This window comes from Thermococcus sp. (assembly GCF_026991495.1).
Lineage (GTDB): Archaea > Methanobacteriota_B > Thermococci > Thermococcales > Thermococcaceae > Thermococcus.
The window spans coordinates 1-6,137 of sequence record NZ_JALXBJ010000038.1; the positions used below are offsets into that span (position 1 = coordinate 1).

Annotated in this window: 9 protein-coding genes and 1 pseudogene; 7 read left to right on the forward strand and 3 right to left on the reverse strand. The window is 56.6% G+C overall.

What is annotated here, in order from left to right; translation table 11 throughout:
- Positions 1 to 420 (forward strand): DUF4143 domain-containing protein (locus tag MVB78_RS04965; protein ID WP_367270994.1); only part of this gene is annotated, 420 nt, incomplete at its 5' end.
- The gene (locus tag MVB78_RS04970; RefSeq protein ID WP_297488676.1) at positions 407 to 604 is read left to right on the forward strand and encodes a TIGR04140 family protein; all 198 of its coding nucleotides are present in this window, start codon (positions 407 to 409) and stop codon (positions 602 to 604) included. The genes MVB78_RS04965 and MVB78_RS04970, both read left to right, overlap by 14 nt.
- Here the strand turns inward: MVB78_RS04970 and MVB78_RS04975 are convergent, their stop codons facing one another.
- A complete protein-coding gene (locus MVB78_RS04975) occupies positions 605 to 1,348 on the reverse strand; it encodes a hypothetical protein (RefSeq protein ID WP_297488679.1) in 744 nt (247 codons plus the stop codon). It lies immediately after the preceding gene.
- A 104-nt stretch (positions 1,349 to 1,452) separates the two neighbouring features.
- On the opposite strand from MVB78_RS04975, the gene MVB78_RS04980 reads away from it, so the two are divergent.
- Positions 1,453 to 2,061: a hypothetical protein gene (locus MVB78_RS04980; protein ID WP_297488681.1), complete on the forward strand. Its 609-nt coding sequence runs from the start codon at positions 1,453 to 1,455 to the stop codon at positions 2,059 to 2,061.
- Between the two features lie 4 nt (positions 2,062 to 2,065).
- Positions 2,066 to 2,383, forward strand: coding sequence for a transcriptional regulator (locus tag MVB78_RS04985; RefSeq protein WP_297488684.1), 318 nt, complete (start codon positions 2,066 to 2,068; stop codon positions 2,381 to 2,383).
- On the opposite strand, the gene MVB78_RS04990 is transcribed toward MVB78_RS04985, so the two are convergent.
- Together MVB78_RS04990 and panB are read right to left on the reverse strand one after the other, a co-directional pair.
- Positions 2,348 to 4,369, reverse strand: coding sequence for a DUF460 domain-containing protein (locus MVB78_RS04990; RefSeq protein WP_297488686.1), 2,022 nt, complete (start codon positions 4,367 to 4,369; stop codon positions 2,348 to 2,350). The genes MVB78_RS04985 and MVB78_RS04990 overlap by 36 nt on opposite strands.
- A gap of 62 nt (positions 4,370 to 4,431) precedes the next feature.
- Complete coding sequence (gene panB, locus MVB78_RS04995) at positions 4,432 to 5,286, reverse strand: 3-methyl-2-oxobutanoate hydroxymethyltransferase (RefSeq protein ID WP_297488689.1); 855 nt, start codon at positions 5,284 to 5,286, stop codon at positions 4,432 to 4,434.
- A gap of 88 nt (positions 5,287 to 5,374) precedes the next feature.
- Between panB and MVB78_RS05000 the strand changes: the two genes are divergently transcribed.
- The 3 genes and pseudogenes from MVB78_RS05000 to MVB78_RS05010 form a co-directional block, all read left to right on the forward strand.
- Positions 5,375 to 5,635 carry a ribbon-helix-helix protein, CopG family gene (locus MVB78_RS05000; RefSeq protein WP_297065500.1) on the forward strand — a complete coding sequence of 87 codons (261 nt, stop codon included), beginning with the start codon at positions 5,375 to 5,377 and terminating at the stop codon, positions 5,633 to 5,635.
- Positions 5,604 to 6,065, forward strand: a complete 462-nt coding sequence (locus tag MVB78_RS05005) for a type II toxin-antitoxin system VapC family toxin (RefSeq protein ID WP_297488692.1) — start codon at positions 5,604 to 5,606, stop codon at positions 6,063 to 6,065. Before MVB78_RS05000 ends, MVB78_RS05005 begins: the two co-directional genes overlap by 32 nt.
- 1 nt (position 6,066) lies before the next feature.
- Positions 6,067 to 6,137: pseudogene (locus MVB78_RS05010) on the forward strand (archease); the annotation flags it as partial.

Here is a 6,137-nt window from a genome sequence, read left to right on the forward strand (position 1 = left end):
TTCGCGTTTCCTGTTGAGGTCTATTCTCCGAAAGTCAAGCTGAGAATCCAGCATCCCAAAAAAGTGTACTTCGTTGACAGTTCATTTCTAACATTCCTCAGCATAAAGTTCAGCGAGAACTTTGGAAGGCTCATGGAGAACACGGTATTCATCGAACTCCTCAGAAGGGGAAAAGAGGTGAACTACGCCACAGGAGATAGCTGGGGGGTTGACTTTGTCCTGCCAGATGAGGAGACACTGATCCAGGTTAGCTACGACGTTTCAAATCCCGAAACGATGGAACGTGAGCTGAAGGCCCTGAAAAAGGCAAAGAGGCTCTTCCGCTGGGAAAAGGCGGTGCTGATAACTTGGGACACGGAGAAAAAAGTTGATGGAATTGAAATCGTCCCGCTGTGGAGGTTTCTCCTTGAGGGTTGTTGAAACGCCGGTTCCCATCGAAGAGCTCGAAGAAATCCGCGAGAGGAAGAGAATAGTGGTTGAGTTAGTTCTCCTCAAAAAGATCGAGAGGAACGGCATACCCCTCAACCGGGTTCTGATACGGGGAAATCCAAGAGAGATAGAGCGCTTCATGGAGTTCCTGAGGCGTTCGAGGGCTGGGGGATAGCTATTCTATGACAACCCTTCCGTGGTCTATCCTGAAGCGGTAGCCGCCCTCCTTAGGTTTGAAGTCCGGGAGTGGGGACTTCCTTATGAGCATCTTCTCTTTGGGGGACTCCGCTGATGAGCAGAACTCTATCACGTACTGGCTGTAGAGGGCAACCCATGAGATGAGGCCCTCTGAGGAGAGCCCTTTGTTCATCAGGAAGATGTTGACCGGCCTTTTCCTGCTCTCACTGACCCTCGCCTTCTCCTTGAGGGCGATGAGGTTCTGGAACATCTTCACGAAGGCCTCCTCGCCAAATAGGAAGGCCAGGCCGTCTATCGTAAAGTCAATGCCGATCGGCCTCCTCCCCCTTATTTTTTCCTCCAGCAGCTTCCTGTAGAGGGCCGTGTACTTGGGCAGGAAGGTCGAGGTGTCCATGCTGGTGTCAACGTAGACGAAATCGAGGGAATAGCTGACGTGGTAGAGCGAGGAGAAGACGTCAACTATCGCGAGGTTTCCGGCCTTTCCCTCCCCCTCTAAATCGAAGTTTATCAGGTTGAGCTCCATCTTCAGCGGCGTGTAGGGCATCACGGAGTTGATGATGACGCCGAAGTCCCCCTCTTCAATCCTGTTCCTCAGGATCTCAAAGGCAAGCGTCCAGCCGTTGGAGTATGTATCGTAGATTATGAGCAGGTTGCTGTCCTTGAGGAGGCCTCCACCGAGGGCGTCGTCGAGCAGCGGAATCCCGCTGGAGAGAAGGTCCACCTAAGTCACCCATGTATTAATATGTGAGGGTGTATTTAACACTTGCTCTGAACCACAGAGAAACCCCACGCTATAAATAGAAGGGAACCCATTTTAAACCGGTGATGGGGATGGAGGAGGTTAAGGAGCTTAAGGAGACCCTTGAGAGGGTGGAGGGGAAGCTTATAGCGGCGGCAAACGTCTACGGTGCCATGAACTTCGCCTTCTGGCTCGTTGCAATGAGCCTGTTCTTTGTTCTGCTGGGGATTGGGAGCGTCAGCCCGCTCGTGAGCCTGGCCTACTGGGGAACGGCCATAGCCTTTGGGATCTATGTGAGCGTAAAGCTCTGGGGGAGGATAGAGAGGCTTGCCGGCCCTTCGGGAGGGAGCAGACTCGGGGCACTGATGATAGGCCTGTCCTGGGCAGTCGGTTCAATTATAGGCTGGTGGGTAATCCCTGATATGACGAACATCGGGGTGAACACCGGGGCCCGCTTGGCAGTCGGCTTCCTCACATTCCTCGGCCTCTCACTCCTCGGCCAGTGGTTCGTGATGAGCGCTGGTAGGGGGCACTACGAGATGATACCGTCGTTCCTCCTTCCGCTCCTCGCGATACCTGTAGCGATGGACATGGAGAACGGGGCCATGCTGTGGGCGGGCTTCGTCGTTGCCTTTTCCTACGGCCTCACGGTGCTCCTCTACCTCTACTCGGCCTTCAAAGCCATAGAGCGGTGATAGCATGAACCTCAGGGAGCTCGCGAGGAACCACGTCCTCGGAAATCCAACGAGGCTCGCGGTAATGCTCTACCTCCTACCCAGGGATAGGGTTCTGTTCAAGGAGCTCCTAAGCGTGCTTGAGCTGACCCCGGGGAACCTCGACTCCCACCTCAGGGCCCTTGAGAAAGCCGGGTATGTGAAGGTTTACAAGGTCTTCGCCGACAGGCCGAGGACTGCCGTGAGGATAACCGACGAGGGGGCGAGGAGGACGATGGAGTACCTCAAAGCCCTGAGGAAAGCCCTCTCAGACGTGACCGGTTCTGGCCTTCCTCCTCTTTGAGGCGAGCTCTTCCTCAGCCTTTCTCCTCAGCTCCCTCTCCCGCTCAATCCTGTACTCCTCCACCAGCTTGAGGAAGCGCTCCGCTTCTCTCTCGCGATCCTCCTTCTCCCATCTGGAGAGGAGTTCCCCTATGGCCCTCTCAAGAGTCTCCCTCTCCACAACGGCAAACTCGTCAACCCTCTTGACGTCGAGCTCCTGCCCGGTGAAGAAGGGGACGTGCGCCTCCCTCAGAACCTCTTTAACGGGCCCGGGGAGCGGCCTCTCCGTTATGAGGGCTTTTATGCCCTTTTCAACGAGCTCCTCCGCTATGGCCTTTCCAGCCCCCGCCGGGTTGATCACGAAGAGGACGTCGCCCCTCTTAAGGCCTATCTCCCTCTCGATCCTCTCCAGCTCGCGCCAACTCAGGGTTTTGAGAACCTTCAGGGGAACAGCTGAACCCCGTATCTCAACCACGTTCATCCTCTTGACCTGAACGAGATCCCTGCTCAGCCTTTCTATGACCGCCTTGGCCTCCCTGAGCTGTCTCTCAAGGATCCCGATGCGCTTCACCTTTGCCTCAAGCTCCCTCTCGCGGAGGATCTCCCTGCGAACCTCTTCATCGTAGTCCGCTATTTTTCTCTCAAGCTTCCCTATGGTCTTTCTCTGCTCCTTGATGACCTCCCTCAGCTCGCTGTTCTCCCTCTCAAGGAACTCTATTCTCCTCTCAAGCTCGCGTATGCGCCTTATGTAAGGCTCAAGATCAACGCTCTCCTTCGCCGGCTCCTCAAGCTTCTCCTCCGGCCTCTCCCTAACCGCAACCTTCTGCATGGCCTCCCCGAGGTTGTAGCCCGCTATAACGAGGGCCTTTACCTCGTCGGCCTTCTTTGAGAGGCCGGCCTCGCGCAACTTCGCGTCCACGCGCTCCAGTTTGGGCTTTATCCTGAGGTAGGCTTTGTAAGCTGCTGCCAGCGCGTCCCTCTGGTGGTCGTCCTCAACGGTTATCCCGAGGTTCCTGAGGAGCTCCTTCTTCTCGTCCACCCTGAGGCTCTCCCTCGGTACGAAGAGGTTGGCTTTGAAGGAGCGCGCTATCTTCTCAACGAAGCCCGGGGCCGGGGAAACGTCCGTCGCCACCACGACCGGGTGTCCTATCTCGCTTATGAACCTGAAGACCTCCCCGACGGGCATGTTCCTCTGGCTGTGGAGGGCGAGTATCTGGCCGTCCAGGTCAACGGCGGCTATCCCGACCGTTATCCCAGGGTCTATGCCGACTATTATGCTCCTCCTCTCCCTAACTGCCTCTTCCCCCTTAAGCGGGGCAAAGCCCAGCTCCGCCCTCTCAACTGGCTGGATCCTCACCTCCACGTCCCCGCCGCGCACAGGTTTTATCAGCCCCGCCAACTCTTCCCTGGAGGCGTAAACCCGGAACTCGCCCCTCGCCAAGCCGTAGTCCCTCTCCTCGGTCTCAAGGTCGAAGGGCACCTCTGCCCTCCTCAGCCGATCCTCAATCTCCCTCACCTTGTCCCTGACGAGGTTGTGTACGCGCTTTCTATATCGATCCTGGCTCCAACCGCCCTTGCCGTGGCTCCTCCCGCGGGTTACCTTGACTATGACCTCGTCCTCAAAAGCCAGGACCTCGTAGCCAACGCCCTTGCTCGCGAGGAGCGCTGAAAGCTTGGCCTCCTCGTAGGGATCGAAGCGGTCGCTCGTCCTTATCCCGTGCTCCCTTGCAAGGCTCTGGAGGCTCCTCTGCTCCCCCGGCCGCCCCGTGACCTGGACGAGCTTCGTTCCCGGTGGGAGTGAGCGGAGGAACTTTCTCATGTCACCGCCGAGCTCGGTAACGCTGTCAATCGCGACGATGTCCGGCCGCTTGGACTGCACAAAGCGGATGAGCCTGTAGAGCGTGAACTCACCCCTCTTCTCAAGCCTCCCGTTGAGCCAGCTCACAACGGCGAACCTCTTGGGGTTCTCGCCGATCACATCGAGACCTATTATCAGAATAGCGACCACCTCTAAGGCGTGTCCAGTGGAAGGGTTTTAAAGGTTAAGCCAAGTGCGTGCTCTATCCTGCCTCACTCCTTTCCCAACCTCTCAAGGGCCCTCCCGGCCTTCCTCCTGAAGTCGTCTTTGTCGAGGAACTCCCAGTAGTGCTCCTTCCCCGGAAACTCCCCTGCTTTTACCTCCCCGCGGTAGTTTTCGAGGGCGAGCTGGATTATTCCAGCGAGGTTTGCGTACCTCTTGACGAAGGGCGGGACGTTCTCGTAAACCCCGAGGAGGTCGTGCCACACCAAGACCTGTCCGTCAACCCACGGCCCGGAGCCTATGCCTATCGTCGGGATCGAGACCTCCTCGGTGACGAGCTTCGCAACGTCCGCTAAGGTGAACTCAAGGACGACAGCGAAGGCCCCGGCTTTCTCAAGTGCCTTTGCATCCCGGAGAATCTCCTCGATCTCATCCTCACTCTCGCCCATCAGGCGGTAGCCCCCTAAGCGGAGGTAGCGCTGCGGCGTTAGACCGGTGTGGCCCATCACTGGAATACCCATGCGAACGAGCTTCCTCACGAGCTTCTCGTGGTCGTAGCCGCCCTCGATCTTGACCGCGTCCGCACCGGCCTGGATCAGCTTAACCGCGTTCTTAACACCTTCTTCAACGCTCACCTCGTAGCTCCCGAAGGGCATGTCAGCTAAAACGAGCGCCCTCTTTACGGCCTTCGCAACGGCCCTCGTGTGGAAGACCATCTGCTCCATCGAGACGTTGAGGGTGTTTTCTTCCCCGTAGACCACCATGCCTACCGAATCGCCGACGAACACTATGTCCATCCCCGCTTTGTCAGCTAAAAGCGCAGAAGGATAATCGTAAGCCGTTACCATCGCTATCTTCTCCTTCCCCTTCATCCCGATTATCTTCCTCGGCGTTACCTCCCTCATGCCACCACCGCCACCATTTCGATGCCGGTCTAATTAACGGTTTCGATGGGTTTATATGCTGATGTAGGTAATTACCGATGGTGGTACAATGGGGAAGGTGAAGACCAGCGTTTATCTGGATGAAGAACTGTGGGAGGAGTTTAAAGAGCTGGCCCAGAGGGAGAAGAGCGAGGTCAGCAGGCTCCTTGAGGAGGCGCTGATGAACTACCTCATAAACGAAGTTTTGAAGGATGTAGACGACTCGGGGGTGCCCCTGTGGTTTGAACCCCTGAAGGTCAAAGGCGAGAGCAGTGAGAAGCTCGTGAGGGAGATGAGGGATGACAGGGAGAAGCGTTTACTTGGATACTAGTGCGATTCTGAAGAGGTACCTGGACGAAGAGGGCAGCGATGTTGTAAAGGAGCTATTCAGGGACGCCTACAGGGGGGAGGTGAAGCTGGCCTTCAGCTTCTGGAACATCGGAGAGGTTATCGGCACACTCGATAAAAGGCTGAGACGGGGCCAACTCGGCAGAGATGAGTTCGACTTCCTGAAAAAAGGCTTTTTAGCGGAGGTGAAGCGGTTCACGAGACTGGGCGTCCTGGAGGTCGTCCCTGTTCACTCCCTGATCCTGGCGGACGCCTGGAAGCTGATCGAGAAATACCACTTGTACCAAGCCGATGCCCTTCAGATGGTCTCGGCAAAGTACGTAGGGGTGGAGAGCTTCTATACCGCTGGCAAGAGGCTCCATCGAGCGGCGATCGAGGAAGGTTTAAACTCAATACTCCTTGGAGGTGACTGAGATGAGGGAATGGGAGCACTACGAGCACACCGCTGATATAGGCATCCGCGGATACGGCTCAACGCTTGAAGA